The 16,406-nt window shown below is 70.9% G+C and carries 12 protein-coding genes; 2 read left to right on the forward strand and 10 right to left on the reverse strand.

The features are described 5' to 3' along the window. Positions 1-496: 496 nt before the first annotated feature. Genes ABKA19_RS01460 through ABKA19_RS01475 form a run of 4 tightly spaced genes read right to left on the reverse strand, consistent with a single transcriptional unit; the run spans position 497 to position 4,217 of the window. On the reverse strand, positions 497-2,476 hold the full coding sequence (locus ABKA19_RS01460; protein ID WP_353687333.1) for a phospholipase D family protein: 1,980 nt from the start codon (positions 2,474-2,476) through the stop codon (positions 497-499). Continuing rightward, positions 2,473-3,054 carry a YceI family protein gene (locus tag ABKA19_RS01465; protein WP_353687334.1) on the reverse strand — a complete coding sequence of 194 codons (582 nt, stop codon included), beginning with the start codon at positions 3,052-3,054 and terminating at the stop codon, positions 2,473-2,475. The genes ABKA19_RS01460 and ABKA19_RS01465 overlap by 4 nt, the downstream gene beginning before the upstream one ends. Positions 3,055-3,058: 4 nt before the next feature. After that, complete coding sequence (locus ABKA19_RS01470; protein ID WP_353687335.1) at positions 3,059-3,544, reverse strand: SixA phosphatase family protein; 486 nt, start codon at positions 3,542-3,544, stop codon at positions 3,059-3,061. Between the two features lie 40 nt (positions 3,545-3,584). Beyond that, entirely contained in the window at positions 3,585-4,217 is a 633-nt protein-coding gene (locus ABKA19_RS01475) for a nucleotide-binding protein (RefSeq protein ID WP_353687336.1), read from the reverse strand. A gap of 130 nt (positions 4,218-4,347) precedes the next feature. On the opposite strand from ABKA19_RS01475, the gene ABKA19_RS01480 reads away from it, so the two are divergent. Continuing rightward, entirely contained in the window at positions 4,348-5,832 is a 1,485-nt protein-coding gene (locus tag ABKA19_RS01480) for an AAA family ATPase (protein ID WP_353687337.1), read from the forward strand. 171 nt (positions 5,833-6,003) lie between these two features. Here ABKA19_RS01480 and ABKA19_RS01485 read toward each other — a convergent pair whose 3' ends face one another. The 4 genes from ABKA19_RS01485 to ABKA19_RS01500 form a co-directional block, all read right to left on the reverse strand. Next, positions 6,004-7,170, reverse strand: a complete 1,167-nt coding sequence (locus ABKA19_RS01485) for a WD40 repeat domain-containing protein (protein ID WP_353687338.1) — start codon at positions 7,168-7,170, stop codon at positions 6,004-6,006. An 86-nt stretch (positions 7,171-7,256) separates the two neighbouring features. Beyond that, positions 7,257-8,171: an AEC family transporter gene (locus tag ABKA19_RS01490; RefSeq protein ID WP_353687339.1), complete on the reverse strand. Its 915-nt coding sequence runs from the start codon at positions 8,169-8,171 to the stop codon at positions 7,257-7,259. A gap of 7 nt (positions 8,172-8,178) precedes the next feature. Then, entirely contained in the window at positions 8,179-8,883 is a 705-nt protein-coding gene (locus tag ABKA19_RS01495; protein ID WP_353687340.1) for a 2OG-Fe(II) oxygenase, read from the reverse strand. Between the two features lie 96 nt (positions 8,884-8,979). Beyond that, entirely contained in the window at positions 8,980-9,612 is a 633-nt protein-coding gene (locus ABKA19_RS01500) for a tetratricopeptide repeat protein (protein WP_353687341.1), read from the reverse strand. Positions 9,613-9,758: 146 nt separating this feature from the next. Between ABKA19_RS01500 and ABKA19_RS01505 the strand changes: the two genes are divergently transcribed. After that, the gene (locus tag ABKA19_RS01505) at positions 9,759-13,523 is read left to right on the forward strand and encodes an indolepyruvate ferredoxin oxidoreductase family protein (RefSeq protein WP_353687342.1); all 3,765 of its coding nucleotides are present in this window, start codon (positions 9,759-9,761) and stop codon (positions 13,521-13,523) included. Positions 13,524-13,685: 162 nt separating this feature from the next. Here ABKA19_RS01505 and ABKA19_RS01510 read toward each other — a convergent pair whose 3' ends face one another. Next, entirely contained in the window at positions 13,686-14,693 is a 1,008-nt protein-coding gene (locus ABKA19_RS01510; protein WP_162375872.1) for a LacI family DNA-binding transcriptional regulator, read from the reverse strand. A gap of 37 nt (positions 14,694-14,730) precedes the next feature. After that, positions 14,731-16,293 carry a sodium/sugar symporter gene (locus ABKA19_RS01515; RefSeq protein ID WP_353687343.1) on the reverse strand — a complete coding sequence of 521 codons (1,563 nt, stop codon included), beginning with the start codon at positions 16,291-16,293 and terminating at the stop codon, positions 14,731-14,733. Positions 16,294-16,406: the final 113 nt, after the last annotated feature.

Here is a 16,406-nt window from a genome sequence, read left to right on the forward strand (position 1 = left end):
CGGCGAGGTCGTGGCTTCGCTCGTCAAAGCCTGCACCCGTCATGCCCTTGCAGCAGTCGTGTGCGGCGCGTGCAGAGGATTCCCGATGAAACGGCTTTCGCCCTGCCTGGCCGTCGAACGAAGCCACCACCCCGAAGCCCCCCGAAGACGTGGCGGGCCAGGGGTATCGCGGCAGCGGACAGGGATGTCCGCGTCGGCGCGTCGGCACAGGGATGTGCCGCCGTGCCGACCGCGATACCCCTGGCCTGCCGCGGCTCAGCCCGGAGCCGACTGCTCCTGCTGTTGCGGCTGCGGTTTGCGGTTTGCGGTTTGCGGTTTGCGGTTTGCGGTTTGCGGTCAACACCATCAGCGAATCAACCTGCGCAAAGTAAAGAGCGCGCATTGCAGCCGCGTCCACGCCGCGTGGTGCGCCAGTCTCCATGCAATCCGGCCTCGCGTCCGCCGCGCACTTGGCGGCGGCAACGCAATCGCTCCGGCGAAGACCATTGCGCAACGGTCAGAGGATCGGCACCAGGCCCGCGCCGAAGGCGGTGAGCATGCGGGTGAAGATCGACTTCGGGCCAAGGCTGACCTCGGGGAAGTCGCCGACCGGCAGGTAGCAGCGGTGGAACGCCGGGTCGCGCCTCGGCACGGGCGCCGGGCATTCGGGACCGGGCTGGAACTCGTAGTTGGTCGCATAGCGCCATGGCCACAGGTCCAGCACCGGCGAGGCCTCCAACACCTTGCCCATGCTGTAGTTCAGGCCCGACAGCACCGGCGGCTTCTCCCGCGGCGCCACCGTCCACGAATTGCCCGGCGCGATGTCGCGGCGGATGCTGTCGGCCAGCGCGCGCGCGAAGGCCGGATCCTCGATCACCACCACCGCCTCGGTGTTGTAGGTCTCGCTGCGCGGATCGAAGTTGTGCGTGCCGACCACCCCGATGCGCCCGTCGATCACCACCGACTTGGCGTGCAGGCCCATGCGCGGTCCTTCGCCGCTGACCGGCACCGGGCGGTTGGCCGGCGCGCTGGTGCGCAGCAGCGACGGACGCGTCTCGGTACGCAGCTTGTCCTCGACCTGGCCGTCGGCATTGGCGGCGCTGCCGCTGGAGCCGCTCCCCGCGCTGCCGCTGCTGCCGGGCAGGGGCGACCCGCCGCGCGCAGGGGAAGGCGTCGGCAGGGGGGCAACCGGTTCGCCCGGCCTCGCTCCCCCGAGCGCGGGATCGACCGGCGGATCGTCCGGGAACGGCTTGTACTCGAAGATGTCGAAGCCCAGTTCGCGCACGTTGCGGCGCTTGTACTTGTAGGTGAGCGCATAGACGATCGGGTTGTCGGTCGCCGCCAGGCTGTTGGTCGACACCACTACGTGCGGCGGGGCCTCGCGCGCGCGCAGGCCGCGGAAGATGTCCAGCGCGCTGTCGGACAGCACCAGGTAGGGCGTCTGCAGCAGGATCCGCTCCTGCGCGCCGGCCAGCAGCCCGGCCAGGCCGGACGCACCGGCGCCTTCGCCATCCGGGCCCTCGCTGTGCTTCTGCGGCAGGTCCGCCAGGTAGTCCACCTGGCCCACCGGCATCGCCCGCGACACCAGGCGCTCGTGGACCAGCTGCGGATCGACCGCGGCCCGCGATATCCGTTCCACGCGTTCCGGCCGCAGCGCGGGCACTCCGGGCAGGGGCGGCACGCCGCGCGCCAGCAGCAGCGCGGCCACGTCCTCCAACCGCTCCACCGGAACGCTGCGCGGATCGATCCAGTACTCGGTGAAGTTGCGCTCCATGTCGCGCACCACCGGCCCGGCCACCAGCACGTCGCGGTCGCGGAAGTTGTACTCCGCGTCCCAGTCGAAGTAATCGTCCTGGTAGTTGCGCCCGCCGGCGATGCCCACCGCGTCGTCGATCACCAGCAGCTTGTTGTGCATGCGCTGGTTGAAGCGCCGGAAGCAGCAGATCACGCTGGCGGCGTAATCGAAGTAGCTGGGCATCGCCTCGCCGAAGGTCGGGTTGTAGATGCGCAGTTCCAGGTTGCGGTGGGCGCCGGACAGCGCCGCGAGGATCTCCAGGTCGGCGATCGCCGACAGCTGGTCGATCAGCACCCGCACCTGGACCCCGCGCCGCGCCGCGGCCAGCAGTTCGTCCATCACCAGCCGGGCGCTGTCGTCCTTGTCGAAGATGTAGGTCTGCAGGTCGATCTTGCGGGTCGCGCTGCGGATCAGGTTGATCCGCGCCAGCAGCGCGTCGCCGCCTTCGTCGAGGATCAGCGCGTAGTGGCGCGGCGGCCCGTCCGGTCCAGCCGCCGCCGTCTCGGCGAAGGCGGCGCCGGCCAGGCCACGCAGCTGCGAAGGCACCGCGCAACGGTCCGGGCGGCTGCAGTCGACTGTGTCGTCGCGCGCGGCCAGGGCGATGGCGGCGGCCCGGTCGCTGCGGGCCGCGCCCAGCGTGCCGCAGGCGGTGGTCGACAGCAGCAGCACGGCGGTGGCACACAGGCGCAGCCAGCCGGTCACGGCCCGTCCCCGCGCAGGCGCACGCGCACTTCGAGCCGGACCTGGTCGGTCAGGGCGAACTGCCACTCGCGCATGCCGTAGTCCGCGCGCTCGATGGCGCCGACCACCTGGATGTCGCAGTCGCGCCCCGGCTGCGGGCATGGCGCCGGCAGCACCCGGAGTTCTTCGTCGCGGGTCACTCCGCGCAGGCTCAGCCGGCCCTTCAGCGGCCCGCCCTCCTGCAGCAGCCCGGGCAGGTAGGGATCGGAGACGAACTCCATCCACGGATACCGTACCGAATCGAAGAAGCTCTGGCCGTGCATCCAGCTGGTGTAGCGCGGCCGGTCGGGAATCACCGCCTCGCCGGTGGCCACCCGCAGGTGCACGCGATGGCGTCCGTCGGGCAGGAACTCGACCCTGCCCTCGTAGCGCGGAAACTCCCCCATCAACCGTTGGCCGAACCGGGTCCGGACCTCGAAGCCCAGCCAGCTGCGCTCGACATCGAATCCCGCCCCGGCCAGCGGCTGGGCCAGGCCGGACGGCAGGACGCACAGCAGGGTCGCGCCCAGCAGCCACGCATACCCCCGGGACTTCCACATCGCTTCAGGGCCACCAGTACGCCGTCAGACGGCCGAGGCCGGGTTCGATCGACGCGGACGCCGGAAGTTCCGGCAGGGTGAGCACCGCCACGCCGGCCGGCGGCATGCCGCGGTAGTCGCTGGTCTGGCCGGTGTCCAGCAGGGCCACCAGCCGCTCCAGGCCCGGGTTGTGGCCGACCAGCAGCAACCGCTCGACCTCGCCCTGCTCCTGCAGCAGGCCGATGAGGGTGCCCGGGGTGGCCTCGTAGATCGCCTGCTCGAGTCGTTGCTCGGCGTAGCCGGTCACCGCCAGCACCGCTTCCAGCGTTTCCCGCGTCCGCCGAGAGGGCGAGCACAGCACCCGGTCCGGCTGCAGGCCCTGGGCCAGCAGCCAGCGGCCGGCCGCCTCGGCCTCGGCCAGTCCCACCGGCGACAGCGGCCGGTCGATGTCGGCCTGGCCGGGCGATGCCGGTTCGGCGTGGGCGTGGCGCAGCAGGATCACTTCTCGCATGGCGGCCCCTGTGGTTCTTCGTTCGAGTGGGTGGCGTCGCTCAGGCCTTGGCCAGCCATTTCAGCAGCGGTTCCCAGTCGGCCTGGTGCTCGCGCACCTGGGCGGAGTGGTAGTCGAACAGGCTGCGGCCCAGCCCGACCAGGACGACATAGGCCTGGGTGTCGCGCAGCTGCGCCACTACCGGGTACGGCCAGGTCTTGAGCATTTCCAGCGCCTGCTGGCTGGCGTTGGTCCATGGCTTGCTGCGGTTGAGCACCAGTCCCACCGGCAGCTTGCGGTTGTGCACGCGCGGCACCTTGGCCAGGGTGTTGAGGAAGTTGACGGTGGCCTCGATGTCCAGCGCCGAAGGCTGCACCGGCACCACCACCGCATCGGCATGGTCCAGAAATCCGGAAAGGTCGTCCGCCAGCGCGCCGGCCGGGGCATCGATGACCACCTGCTCGGCATCCTCCGGCAGCCAGGCCCGCCAGGCGCGCCGGCGGCTGGCGTCGATCGGCAGTACGGCGCTGTCCAGTTCCGCGCGCCGTTCGGCCCAGCGCGTCGCCGAGCCTTGCGGATCGGCGTCGGCCAGCACCGTGCGCCTGCCCTGCAGCGCGGAGTGCGCCGCCAGGTGCGTGGCGACCGTGGTCTTGCCCACGCCGCCCTTGGAACCGGCCACCAGGATCGTCTTCATGCGCGCTGCTGCCTCCGGATTGGCTTCCCGCAGGGTACACCGGCCCCCGTGGAGGCGGTAGGAACGGCATCCGCCGGGAGCCGGGACCCGCCGCTTGCTATCGTGCGCCGGCCCCCGTCACGGACGACCCATGAGCCAGCTGCACGACCTGACCGCCCTGATCCGGGCCAACACCCCGTTGATCGTGATCGAGACCCGCGACGAGGAGCGGGTGGTGGAGCTGTTCCGGCAAGCGCTGATGCAGGTCTGGCGTGCCCTGCACCGCTGGACGATCACCGAGGGCCTGCGCCGGATGGACCTCGACCGCGAGGACGCGGCCGAAGGCCCGCCCGATGCCAGCTCGGTCCTGCACGCGATCCGCCAGGCCGACCAGCGCGGCATCTACCTGCTGCTCGATTTCCATCCCTACCTGGGCTACGCCAGCCACCAGCGCCTGCTGCGCGACATCGTCCAGCGCCGCGGCTGCGAGCCGCACGTGATCGTGCTGGTCGGGGCCAAGGTCGAGCTGCCGGCCGAGCTGGACGCCATGGCCGTGCGCTTCAGCCCGCGCCTGCCCGACGCGGCGGCGCTGCTGAAACTGGTCAAGGAGGAAGCCACCGCCTATGCGCGCGAGCACGGCGGCCGCCGGGTCGAGGCCGAGGAGGACGCGGTGCGCCAGATCGTGCGCCACCTGCAGGGCCTGGACCTGCACGACGCGCGGCGCATCGCCCGCCAGCTGATCCATGCCGACGGCGCGCTCACCGCCTCCGACCTGCCGCAGCTGGCCAGGCTGAAGTTCGAACTGCTCAACCGCAGCGGCCACCTGCACTACGAGTACGACACCGCCGGTTTCGACGACGTGGCCGGCGCGGCGCGGCTCAAGCGCTGGATCGGCCAGCGCCGCGCCGCGTTCGGCGGCGCCCCGCCGCCCGGGCTGGATCCGCCGCGCGGCGTGCTCCTGCTGGGCGTGCAGGGCTGCGGCAAATCCCTGCTGGCCAAGGCCATTGCCGGCGGCTTCGGCGTGCCCTTGCTGCGCCTGGACTTCGGCACGCTCTACGCCAAGTACCACGGCGAGACCGAGCAGAACCTGCGCGCGGCGCTGGCCTCGGCCGAGCAGCTGGCGCCCTGCGTGCTGTGGATCGACGAGATCGAGAAGGGCGTGTCGGCCGATGCCGGCGACGGCGACGGCGGCGTGTCGCGGCGCGTGCTCGGCTACCTGCTGACCTGGATGGCCGAGCGCAGCGCGCCGGTGTTCCTGGTCGCCACCGCCAACCAGGTCCAGCACCTGCCCGCCGAGCTGCTGCGCAAGGGGCGGTTCGACGAGATCTTCTTCGTCGACCTGCCCGACCCTGACACGCGGGTGGAGCTGCTGCGCATCCACCTGGCCGGGCGCGGCCTGGATCCGGCGGCGTTCGCGCTGCCGGCGCTGGCCGCGGCCGCGGCCGGGTTCTCCGGCGCGGAGATCGAACAGGCGATCGTCTCGGGCCTGTACGCGGCCCATGCCGAGCAACGCGCGCTGGATACCGACCTGCTGATGGCCGAGGTCCGCGGCACGCGGCCACTGTCGGTGCTGATGGCCGAGCAGGTCGACGCGCTGCGCGCATGGGCGGCGGAGCGGACCGTGCCGGCGGACTGAGGGCGCCATGGGCCCGTGAGCGGGGCTTATCCGTTGTTCTTCGAAGCCGCTGGCGATGGCGGGAAAGCAGCGGGGCAGGCCCCGCTCTACGCGAGGCAGGGAAAGCAGCGGGGCAGGCCCCGCTCTACGCGACGGAGGGGAGGCGATCGCCGCGCCGGCGGACGCCGCCGGTCAGCGGCGCGGCGCCCACGGCACCGCCTCGCCCTGGTCCAGGTACTTGATGCGGGTGGCGCCGCCGCTCTGCAGGATCAGGCCCTCGCGCACCGAAGGCAGCAGCACGGCGGTGGCATGGCTGGTATTGGCCTTGTACAGCCAGGACACGCCGCTGCGCAGGTCCACCAGCTCGATCTTGCCCTCGATCTTCGCCGTACCGCCGGCCACGCCGGCCAGCACCAGCCAGTCTTCGCCGCGGGTGAAGCCCGCCTGGTGCACGCCTGCCAACTGGCTGCCATACGCGTGCTCGCGCTTCCACGTGGCCAGGTCCCAGCGCACGGTCTCGTGCTGCAACCCGCGGTAGAGCGCGGGAACTCCGTCCGCCATCGCCTGCGTCCGTGCCGGCGAGTACTGCACCGTGACCAGCTTGGTGCCGCCATCGAGCAGCATCACCGCCAGGAGGTCGTTGCGCGGGCCCAGGCCCTGCGGTGCGTGGCGGTCGAGCACCTCCAGCCGCGCACCCTCCGCCTCGCGGTGCAGCTTCATCAGCACCACCAGGCCCTTGTCCGTGCCGGCGGCGATCAGGCCGGAACCGGCGTCCCAGTCGATCGATGTGATGCCGCCATCGCCCTGTAGCACCAGCGGCGCGCCGACTAGCGCACGACGGGCATGATCGTAGATGTGCAGCTGGTCGTAGCTGGCCAGCAGGTACAGGCCCGGCACCGGGGTGGCCGACACCGCGCCCGGCTGCCAGTCGTCCTCGCGGAAGGCGACCAGCAGTTCACCGCTGCGCGCATCCCAGACCTTGGGGCCGTTCTCCAGCTCGACGATGTCGTCGAAGCGGACGTTGCCGCTGGCCGAATGGGTGATCACGATCCCGTCGCGCGGACCGAAGGCCAGCCCCTGCGTCCGCAGCGCGTGCGCCTGCACGGCGATCCGCGCGTCGGTACGACGGGCGTCCCACAGTTCCAGCCGGCCCGAATCCCGGCCCACCGCCAGCAGTTCCATCTCCGGCGAGTAAGCCGCCGCCCAGGCATCGTCGTCCAGGCGGCGGTTGGCGTCGACGAACGCCTGGGTGAACTCCTTGTCGATGCCCGCGCAGGCGGCCAGCGCCAGCAGCAGCGGCAGCCATGCCGCGTGGCGGGTCGTGCGTCGCCGCTTCCGGCGGCCGGCCCTGTCTTCCATTGCGCTCCCCGGATTGGCTGCAACGCCGGGCTGCAGGATACCGCCGGCGCCGGCAGCCACGCGCCGCCGCCGCAAGGAGCGCAGCCTCAGGCGATGCGTGCCAGCAGCCAGGCCCAGGCCGGCAGCGTCGCCAGGCACAGCACGATGCCGTAGCCGACCAGCGCGGCGGCCAGCCGCGGCGCCAGGCCGTGCGCCATTGCCAGCGCGGCGGCCGAGATCATGGTCGGCATCGCCGACTCGAGCACGTTGGCGCGCAGCATCATCGCGGGCATGCCGAATGCCAGCGAGATCGGCACCGCCAGTGCCGGCATCACCAGCAGCTTGAGAGCCAGCCCGGTCGCCAGCGGCCGCACCTCGTCGCGCGGCAGGCGCAGCTGGATCGACAGCCCCACCGCCAGCATCACCAGCGGCAGCATCGCCTCGGCCAGCCGGCGCAGGCCCGAGGCGATCCATTCCGGCGGCTGCTCGGGCATCAGCGTCAGGCCGACCAGCAACGCCCACGGCGGCGGGAAACGGGCGATCCGCAGCAGGATCTCCCGCACCGTCGGCGCCGCATCGCCGCTGTAGCGGGCCACGACGTACAGCCCCACCGTCGACAGCAGGATGAAGGTGCCGAACTGGTCGTAGACCACCGCGTACTGCACGGCGTCCTCGCCCAGCAGCGCGCGCACCATCGGGTAGCCGATGAAGCTGGAATTGGACAGGCCCACGCACAGCAGCAGCACGGCGTACTCGTCGCGGCGGAAACGCCAGGCCCGCGCGGCCAGCGTCACCAGCACCCAGGTCGCGCCCATCAGCAGCCACGGCGTCAGCGCCACGCCCAGCAGCGCCCATTCCATGCGCAGCGCCGGCACGTACAGCAGCACCGCCGCGGGCAGGCAGACGTAGAGCACGACCAGGTTGAGCGTTTCCGGCGCATTGGCCGGCAACAGCGAGGTCCGGCCCAGGGCCATGCCCAGCCCGAGCATGGCCAGGATCAGGGCGAACGCATCCCAGGCCACGCGCGGGTCAGCCGCGGCGGAACCAGCCGGTGATGCTGTAGCGCGGCGAACCGGCCCACGGCGCCACCAGGCTGACCACGTGCGGCTGCGGCACGCGGAACAGGCTCAGCGAGTTCCAGAGCGGCACGAAGGTGTCGACCACGCGGCGCTCGGCCGGGTCGAGGAACTGCAGCAGGCCACCCCAGTCCGGCAGCCACTCGCGGCTGAGGTTGATCACGTAGGCGTACGCACGGTCCTCGTTGCTGGCATGGTCGCTGTGCGAACGCAGGAAGTGGCCGTGGCGGTAGCGCACGGCGATCGCGCTGACCATGCGGATCGCCGGATCGCCGGTGAGGTGGCGGGCGAACTGCAGGAACGGCGGGCTGTTGAGGAAATCGACCACCGCATGCAGCACCAGCTCCGGGTGGAGCCCATCGCGGCGCGCATCGATCATGCGGTAGCGGTCGAAGTAGAACTCGAACCCGTTGCGCGCACGCTCGGCCGCCGCCTGCAGCGCCGCGGTGTCTTCCCCGCTCCCCGGGCTGGGGCTGCGGAGCAGGCCCGGGGCCAGTTCGGCATCGGTGCGCTGCGCGGTCTCCCAGGGCACCTCGTCGCGGAGGCAGTCGTGCAGCCGGAGGGCTGCCTGGTCCTGCAGGAAGCCAGGAACCTGCACCCGCCCGTGCGCGCGCAGGCGCGCCCGGAACGGTTCGATGTCGAGTTCGTTGCTGATCATGGGCCGTGGAGCGCCGGCGCCGGCGTGGCGCCACCGCATTTTCGCACGGTCACGCTGGCGGCGGCGGCGTGCGGCCGCCGCGTGGGGTCCGGTCCGCTACGGCCAGGCCGGCGGATTCGCCTGCCAGGCGGCCAGGACCTCGGCGAGCAGCGCCCGGTCTTCCTCGCGCCAGTCGGGCAGCAAGTGCGGATAGCTCGCGGCGCTGCTCCACTGCTGCGGCTCGGTGCGCACCGCCGCCGCGTACCAGGCCACCGCTTCGGCCCTGCGGTCGAGCTTCCACAGCGCCAGGGCCAGGGTCGGCGGCTGCCAGCCCGGCGTGCTCGGCCAGCCGCCGATCAGCTTCTGCCACTGCTCGAGCGCGCGCTGCGGCTCGCCGGCCCGGTACAGGTCCCAGCCGTAGTTCCAGGTCACCGCGCGCGACAGCCGCTGGTTGCTGCCGGCATTGCGTTGCGCGGCCTGGTAGAGCTCGTCGCCCAGCTCCAGGCGCCCGGACTGCATCGCCACGCGCGCCAGCTGCACGCGCGATTCCACATCGTCCGGCCTGCGGGCGACCGTGGCGGCCAACCGGTCGACGACCTCCTGGCCTTCGCCGGACAAGGCCACGATCGCGCGCGTGGTCTGCGGATCGGCGTCGAAATAGAACTCCTTCGGTGCCGGCAGCGATTGCCCTTGGGCCAGCAACGAACACAACGCCAGCCCGAGGGCGAGCGGAAAACGCAACTTCTTCACGACATTTCCCCGAAGCAACAGCCTCCCCACCGCATCCTAACCGCAGCAGCGCACAGTCAGGGAGTGCGGGCCATCACAGATTGGCGCTTGATATCATTTGCCACCGGGCCGGCGAGGCCCGCCCCCGCCAGCGCCAGGGCCCGACGATGACCAGCACCGCCGAACTGACCTCGCCCGCCTCCGCCAACCAGCCCGGGCTGGACTCGTTCGACCGCGACTACACCCTGGAGCACAAGTACACCCGCCGCGACGGCCGCATCTACCTCAGCGGCGTGCAGGCGCTGGTGCGGCTGCCGCTGATGCAGCAGCTGCGCGACGCGGCCGCCGGGCTGGACACGGCCGGCTTCGTCAGCGGCTACCGCGGCAGCCCGCTCGGCGGCTTCGACCTGGAGCTCTGGCGCGCGCGCAAGCACCTGGAGGCGGCGAAGGTGCGCTTCCAGCCCGGTTTGAACGAGGACCTAGGCGCGACCATGGTCTGGGGCACGCAGCAGACCAACCTGTTCCCCGGCGCGAAGGTCGATGGCGTCTACGCCATGTGGTACGGCAAGGGCCCGGGCGTGGACCGCTGCGGCGACGTGTTCAAGCACGGCAACGCGGCCGGCACGTGGAAGCACGGCGGGGTACTCGCGCTGGCCGCCGACGACCATGCCTGCCGCAGCTCGACCCTGCCGCACGGCAGCGAGGACGAATTCGTCAGCGCGATGATGCCGGTGCTCAACCCGGCCGGCGTGCAGGACATCCTCGATCTGGGCCTGGTCGGCTGGGCGATGAGCCGCTACACCGGCCGCTGGATCGGCTTCAAGACCATCGCCGAGACGGTGGAGTCGTCCGCGTCGGTGCAGGTCGATCCGTTCGCGCGCACGATCGTGCTGCCCGAGGATTTCGAGCTGCCTCCGGGCGGGCTCAACATCCGCTGGCCCGATCCGCCGCTGGACCAGGAGATGCGCCTGCACCGCTACGCGGTGCGCGCGGCGCAGGCCTTCGCCCGCGCCAACGGCATCGACAAGGTGGTGATGGACGCGCCCGGCGCGCGCCTGGGCATCGTCACCACCGGCAAGAGCTACCTCGACGTGCTGCAGGCGCTGGAGTACCTGGGCCTGGACGAGCGCGCCTGCCGCGACATCGGCATCCGCGTCTACAAGGTCGGCATGACCTGGCCGCTGGAGCCGGAAGGCATCGCCCGCTTCGCCCGGGGCCTGGAGGACATCGTCGTGGTCGAGGAGAAGCGCGCCTTCCTCGAGCGGCAGATGAAGGAACAGTTCTACAACTGGCCCAACGCCTGGGGCCGGCGCCCGAGCATCGTCGGCAAGTACGACGAGGCCGGCGAATGGATCCTGCCGTCCACCGGCGAGCTGACCCCGGCGACCATTGCCGGCGTGATCGGCCGGCGCATCCTGCGCCTGCTGCAGTCGAGTTCGATCAGCACCGATTCGATCGAGCAGCGGCTGCGCTGGATGGACGCGAAGGAAGCGGAAATGGCGCTGCCGCGCGCCAACTTCCCGCGCGTGCCGCACTACTGCTCCGGTTGCCCGCACAACACCTCCACGGTGGTGCCCGAGGGTTCGCGCGCGCTGGGCGGCATCGGCTGCCACTACATGGTCACCTGGATGGACCGCTCCACCGACACCTTCACCCACATGGGCGGCGAAGGCGTGACCTGGGCGGGGCAGGCGCCGTTCACCGACACCCCGCACGTGTTCCAGAACCTGGGCGACGGCACCTATTTCCACAGCGGTTCGCTGGCGATCCGCCAGGCGGTCGCGGCCAAGGTCAACATCACCTACAAGATCCTCTACAACGATGCGGTGGCCATGACCGGCGGCCAGCCGGTGGACGGCCAGCTCAGCGTGCCCGACATCGCCTGGCAGATGCGCGCCGAGGGCATCGACACCATCGTGCTGGTCAGCGACGACATCGCCCGCTGGCACAAGCGCGAGCTGTTCCCGTCGGGCATGGAGTTCTTCGACCGCGCCGAGCTGGACGCGGTGCAGAAGCGCCTGCGCGAGGTGAAAGGCGTCAGCATCCTGATCTACGACCAGACCTGCGCCACCGAGAAGCGGCGGCGGCGCAAGCGCGGCAAGCTCGAGGACCCGCAGAAGCGGGTGATGATCAACACCCTGGTCTGCGAAGGCTGCGGCGACTGCGGGCAGAAGAGCTTCTGCGTGTCGGTGCTGCCGAAGGAAACCGAGTTCGGCCGCAAGCGCGAGATCGACCAGTCCAACTGCAACAAGGACTACTCCTGCGTGTCGGGCTTCTGCCCGAGCTTCGTCACCGTGCACGGCGGCAAGCCACGCAAGGGCCGCAAGGCCGAGGCGGCGGGGCGCCTGGCGAACCTGCCGGAACCGGCGTTCCGCTCGGCGCTGGAACAGCCCTGGAACATCCTGATCACCGGCGTCGGCGGCACCGGCGTGGTCACCATCGGCGCGCTGCTGGGGATGGCCGGCCACCTGGAGGGCAAGGGCGCGACCGTGCTCGACCAGACCGGGCTGGCGCAGAAGGGCGGCGCGGTCACCACCCACATCCGCATCGCGCGCACGCCGGAGGACATCCACGCCGTGCGTATTGCTGCCGGCGAGGCCGACCTGGTGCTGGGCTGCGACATGGTCGTGGTCAACGACTACTGGGCGCTGTCCAAGGTGCGCGCGGAGCGCTCGGAAGTGGTGCTCAACACCTACGAGGCGATGCCGGGCACCTTCACCATGCGCCCGGACCTGCACTTCCCCGCCGCCGACATCATCGCCGGCATCAGGCTGGCCCTGGGCGGGCGCGAGCCGCGCCTGCTCGATGCCACCCAGCTGGCCACCGCGCTGCTGGGCGATGCCATCGCCACCAACCTGTTCATGCTCGGCCATGCCTGGCAGCTGGGCCTGGTGCCGATCTCGCACACCGCGCTGATGCGTGCCATCGAGCTCAACGGCGCGGCGGTGGAGATGAACCAGCAGGCGTTCGCCTGGGGCCGCCTGGCCGCGGTCGATCCGCAGGCGGTGGCCGCGGCCGCGGGCCTGGTCTCCAACCCGGTGACCGCCGACGAGCGCGTGCCCGACGGCCTGCGCCAGTTGCCGCCGGGCGACTGGGAAGGCAGCGAATGGGGCAGCACCAGCGCGCCGCGCCCGGTCCGCGCCGAGCGCGAGTGGCGCGGCCTGCCCGAGAGCGGCAGTGCCGAGGGCGATGCTCCGTCGTCGCCGCTGGACGTGGCCACCGGCGAGGTCGCCGCGCTGCCGCTGGACGACCTGCGCCTGTCTCGCAGCCTCGACGAACTGGTCGCGCGCCGCGGCAAGTTCCTGGCCGACTACCAGGACGCGGCCTACGCGCGCCGCTACACCGAGCTGGTGGCCAGGGTCCGCGCTGCCGAAGGATCGAGGGTACCGGGTTCGACCGTGCTGGCCGAGGCGGTGGCCCGCTACGCGTTCAAGCTGATGGCGTACAAGGACGAGTACGAGGTCGCGCGCCTGTACACCAGCGGCGAATTCCAGCGCCGCCTGCAACAGCAGTTCGAGGGCGACTACACCCTGCGCTTCCACCTGGCGCCGCCACTGCTGGCGAAGAAGGACGAACAGGGCCGCCTGCTCAAGCGCGAGTACGGACCGTGGATGCTCACCGCGTTCCGCTGGCTGGCCAAGCTCAAGTTCCTGCGCGGCACCGCCTTCGATCCGTTCGGCCGCACCGGGGAGCGGCGCATGGAGCGCCGGCTGGTCACCGATTATTTCGCCACCATCGAAGCCCTGCTGCCGAAGCTCGACGCCGGCAACATCGCCCTGGCGGCACAGATCGCCAGCGTGCCCGAGCACATCCGCGGCTACGGCCACGTCAAGGAAGCGCACCTGGAGCAAGCCAGGGCCCGCGAGGCGGAACTGCTGCGCGAATGGGACAACCCGTTGCGGGTGGTCGTGGTGGGTCGCGACGCGGCCTGACCGCCACATGCCCCGGCCGCGTCCCGGCCTGGACCCGTAGAGCGGGGCTCGCCCCGCTGCATCCGGGGTACATGGCATCACCGCAGGAGCAGCGGGGCGAGCCCCGCTCTACCTGGACGAAGGCACGTGCATGGCCACCCGCGCCGCGGGTGCGGGCCCGCCTTACTTCGGCACCGGACCGGTCGACTGCCGCAGCTGCAACGCATACGGCATGCGCACCATGCGCCCGGCGCTGCGGTCGCGGATCGCGTTGAGCAACTGCACCGTCGCCACCTGGCCCATGTCGCGGGTGGGCTGCTGCACGGTGGTCAGCGCGGGGAAGATCTGCTGCGAGATCGGCGTGTTGTCGAAGCCGCACACCGACACGTCGCGCGGTACGCGCAGGCCCAGCTCGCTGGCCGCGCGCATCACGCCGGCGGCCATGTCGTCGTTGGCGGCGAAGATCGCGGTCGGGCGCTCGGCCAGCGCCAGCAGCTGGCGGCCGGCGGCCAGGCCGGAGTCGAACGAGAACTCGCCGTCCACCACCAGCGCCGGGTCGTAGCGCAGGCCCGCCCGGCGCAGCGCGCTGCGGTAGCCGGCCATGCGCCATTCGCTGGCGCCGTGGTCGGGATGGCCGCGGACGTGGCCGATGCGGCGGTGGCCGAGCTCGATCAGGTGCGCCATCAGTTCGCATACCGCCTCGTGCTCGTCCATGGTCACGCCGATGCGGCCTTCGCGGCCCTTCGGCGAGATGCAGGAGAACGGCACGCCGCGCTGGTCCAGCCGGTCCAGCAGCGCGTCGCTGTCGGTCAGCGGCGGCGTCAGGATCAGGCCATCCAGGCGCGAGGACATGACCAGCGAATCGATCGCGTCGAGGAAGTCCGGGCTGTGGTAGCTGACCGGCTGCATCACCATGCCGTAGTGGTGGCTTTCGCAGGCCTCCACCACGCCGGTGAGGATCTCCATCAGGTAGTTCGGCGACGGGTTGTCGTACAGCAGCGCGACCAGGTACGAGCGGTTGCCGGCCAGGCTGCGCGCGGACGGGTCGGGCCGATAGTTCATCGCGGCCACGGTTTCCAGCACCTTCGCGCGGGTGGCCTCGCGCACGCCCGGCTCGTTGTTGAGCACGCGCGACACGGTCTTCATGGACACGCCGGCCTGGTTGGCGACGTCCTCGATCCTGACGCGCATCAGTCCACCGCCTCCCGGTCCATATCCGACACCGCCCTCACCAGAAGATCGCGTACAGCGCCGCCAGGATGGCGACCACGCCGATCGCGGCGACGTTGAAGCCCGCCGAGGTCGAGTAGTCGACGTCATCGGTGCGGATCAGGTCGCTGCCGGCCTGCTGCGGCTTGGTCGCCAGCGAGACGACCGCCGCCAGCGCCAGCGCCAGCAGGAAGACCAGGCCGACGCGGTCGATGAACGGCAGCGACGGCCAGGCCAGCTTGAGCACGATCGACAGCGCGAACGAGCCGATCGCCGCGGCCAGCGCGCCGGCCTCGTTGGCGCCCTTCCAGAACAGGCCCAGCACGAAGATCACCACGATGCCCGGGGTGAAGAAGCCGGTGTACTCCTGGATGTACTGGAAGGCCTGGTCGAAGCTGCCCAGCAGCGGCCGCGCGGTCAGGATCGCCAGCAGCACCGAGGCCGCCGCGGCGATGCGCCCCACGCCCACGAGCCGGGCCTGGTCGGCCTGCGGCCTGGACTTGGCATAGAAATCCAGGGTGAAGATCGTGGCCACCGAATTGATCTTGGACGCCAGCGAGGCCACGATCGCCGCCACCAGCGCGGCGAACACCAGGCCGAGGATGCCGCTGGGCAGCAGGCCCATCATGGTCGGGTAGGCCTGGTCGGGCTTGGCCAGGTCCGGCGCCAGCACGACCGCGGCGATGCCCGGCACCACCACCACCAGCGGCATCAGCAGCTTCAGGAACGCGGCGAACACCACGCCCTTCTGCGCCTCGCGGATGTCCTTGGCCGCCAGCGCGCGCTGGATGATGTACTGGTTGAAGCCCCAGTAGCTGACATTCATGATCCACATGCCGCCGATCAGCACGCTGATGCCGGGCAGGTCCTTGTAGAACGGGTTGTCCTTGCTGAGGATCATCTCGAAGTGGCCGGGATGCGCGTTCCACAGCTGGGTGAAGCCGCCGGCGACGCTGCCGCCGCCGATGTGGCTCAGGGTGATCCCGGTGACCAGCAGGCCGCCCATCACCAGCAGCGTGACCTGGACGATGTCGGTCAGCGCCACCGCCTTCAGGCCGCCGTACAGCTGGTAGGCCAGCGCGAACAGGCCGAGCAGGGTGAGCGCCAACAACTGGTCCATGCCGGTGACCTGGTTCACCGCGATCGATCCCAGCCACAGGATCGAGGTCAGGTTCACGAATACGTAAAGGCCCAGCCAGAACACCGCCATCAGCGTGCGGATCCGCGTGCCGTACCGTTCCTCCAGGAACTGCGGCATGGTGTAGATGCGGTTGCGCAGGAAGATCGGCAGGAAGAACTTGCCGACGATCAGCAGGGTCGCCGCCGCCATCCACTCGTACGACGCGATCGCCAGACCGATGGCGTAGCCGGAACCGGACATGCCGATGATCTGTTCGGCCGAGATGTTGGCCGCGATCAGCGAGGCGCCGATCGCCCACCAGGGCAGCGAGCGGCTGGCGAGGAAATAGTCGGTGGCCGACTTCTGGTGCCCGGCCTTCTCGCGCGACACCCACTGCGCCAGGGCGAAGATGCCCGCCAGGTACATGAGCACGATCACCACATCGAGTGTTGCCAGCTTCATCCACCCTCTCCCGGTCGCAGGCTGTCGTCATGCGGAGGGCATGGCCTGCCGCCGGACGCACTGTGAAACAGCGTCCGGCGGGACAGGCCCGGGGTGGTCCGCGCCGCCGCCCT

The sequence above is a fragment of the Pseudoxanthomonas sp. Soil82 genome (assembly GCF_040446535.1).
GTDB classification, from domain to species: domain Bacteria; phylum Pseudomonadota; class Gammaproteobacteria; order Xanthomonadales; family Xanthomonadaceae; genus Pseudoxanthomonas; species Pseudoxanthomonas kaohsiungensis.

What these genes read in the sequence shown, in the direction of transcription:
- ABKA19_RS01495 (WP_353687340.1), bottom strand. Translation starts at nt 8,883, where the DNA reads ATGATCAGCAACGAACTCGACATCGAACCGTTCCGGGCGCGCCTGCGC.
- ABKA19_RS01465 (WP_353687334.1), bottom strand. Translation starts at nt 3,054, where the DNA reads ATGTGGAAGTCCCGGGGGTATGCGTGGCTGCTGGGCGCGACCCTGCTG.
- ABKA19_RS01480 (WP_353687337.1), top strand. Translation starts at nt 4,348, where the DNA reads ATGAGCCAGCTGCACGACCTGACCGCCCTGATCCGGGCCAACACCCCG.
- ABKA19_RS01515 (WP_353687343.1), bottom strand. Translation starts at nt 16,293, where the DNA reads ATGAAGCTGGCAACACTCGATGTGGTGATCGTGCTCATGTACCTGGCG.
- ABKA19_RS01485 (WP_353687338.1), bottom strand. Translation starts at nt 7,170, where the DNA reads ATGGAAGACAGGGCCGGCCGCCGGAAGCGGCGACGCACGACCCGCCAC.
- ABKA19_RS01470 (WP_353687335.1), bottom strand. Translation starts at nt 3,544, where the DNA reads ATGCGAGAAGTGATCCTGCTGCGCCACGCCCACGCCGAACCGGCATCG.
- ABKA19_RS01510 (WP_162375872.1), bottom strand. Translation starts at nt 14,693, where the DNA reads ATGCGCGTCAGGATCGAGGACGTCGCCAACCAGGCCGGCGTGTCCATG.
- ABKA19_RS01505 (WP_353687342.1), top strand. Translation starts at nt 9,759, where the DNA reads ATGACCAGCACCGCCGAACTGACCTCGCCCGCCTCCGCCAACCAGCCC.
- ABKA19_RS01475 (WP_353687336.1), bottom strand. Translation starts at nt 4,217, where the DNA reads ATGAAGACGATCCTGGTGGCCGGTTCCAAGGGCGGCGTGGGCAAGACC.